Origin of the sequence: Blautia sp. AM47-4 (assembly GCF_003479865.1) — a bacterium.
In the GTDB taxonomy this organism is placed as follows: domain Bacteria; phylum Bacillota; class Clostridia; order Lachnospirales; family Lachnospiraceae; genus Fusicatenibacter; species Fusicatenibacter saccharivorans.
Genome location: NZ_QUHY01000091.1, coordinates 1 through 1,320, shown reverse-complemented (window position 1 = coordinate 1,320; position 1,320 = coordinate 1). Strand labels below are relative to the sequence as shown.

1 pseudogene is annotated in these 1,320 nt (G+C 41.2%); it reads right to left on the bottom strand.

The window, feature by feature from the left end:
- Nucleotides 1-1,075 (bottom strand): annotated as a pseudogene (locus DW965_RS18685) (SrtB-anchored collagen-binding adhesin); the annotation flags it as partial.
- Nucleotides 1,076-1,320: the final 245 nt, after the last annotated feature.

Genomic DNA, 1,320 nt, shown 5'->3' with positions numbered 1-1,320 from the left:
TCTGTTTCAGCGATTGTCTTTGTAACCCATGTACGAGTAGCTTCGGCAGGGAGATTGTCTTTATTATAGAAGCCTGCATAATACTTCCATGTAAATTCCGCACCTGCTAAAGAAGCGCTCCCTTGCGGATTGTCTTTCTGTGTTTCCATATCAATCTTGAAAAGCTCAATCAAAGTGTCCGTTACTTTTGGCGTATCAGATACTTTCAATGTTGCTGTCTTTCCAGCTTCAACCTTTAAGGAATATACAGTTTTATCCACTTTATATCCTGCTGGTGCGGATAATTCCTTGATATAGACTGTGCCTGCTTTTACCTCTACAATATCTGTATTTCCGTTTTCATCAGTCGTAAGGGGAGCAAGCTGTTTCGTGCAGTCCTTATCAGAAAAGACACCATAGGTTGCACCTGCAATAGAGTAATTCCCGTTACCGTCTGTAATGCTAGTATTACTGGAAGTCTTTTGTAATTTCGCATTTCCGACATTCAGCTTCGCCCAGAATTGTCCCAATTCCTGCCCCTCGCCAGATAGATATAACCGCCACATTCATAGCGTCCTTTATTCTCTTTGACAAAGGCTTTCGCACCAGAGAAAACTTCGTCCTGCGTAGCCTTTGGAATTTCATCATAAGAAGCTCGCACGTTATCACATTGCCAGCCAAGATGTACGCTCAATCTCTGCCAGACTACAAGCTGTCTTAAAAGGTAAGCGTGATTTTTGCTTATTCCGCTGTGGCTGTCTGTGTACTGTTTTACATATTCGATAGATAAGGCAACGTCGCTTATCTGGTCGGCACTCATGCGTGAGCTTGCGTCAGCTCTGGTCTTGTAACCGTTCTTAAAGTCTGTGTTAATATCAATACAGTAAGCGTCCTCGCCCTCAACGGTCAAATGTCCCTCATTAAAGGTAGAACCAATCGAACCGTCATTCATTACTTTTTCAACGATACCGACACGCTCTTTTGACTCCGTCCAGTATTGCTTACTTTCTGCATGAACGGGTGTAGTCGGTAAAGCAGTAACGACAGTCGCAAGAGCTAAAAAGCCCGTACACAATCGTTTCCATGTCTTTTTCATAGTTTAATGCTCCTTTCATTTTTGGTAATAAAATAGCCGTCCAATAAGAACGGCTGGAAATAGAAAAGGAACGTCATTTTAGGCGTTCCATAGTCTATAAGTTATTCAATTTTTTCTTGTTTCAATACTGATGTGCTGTACCATATCTTTGCATATCTAGGAAAACTTGCGTATCAAGGCTCATTCGTTAGTAGTAAATAAGTAGTAAATTGATGTGTTTGTTTCCTTGAAAATGCTGATAGATA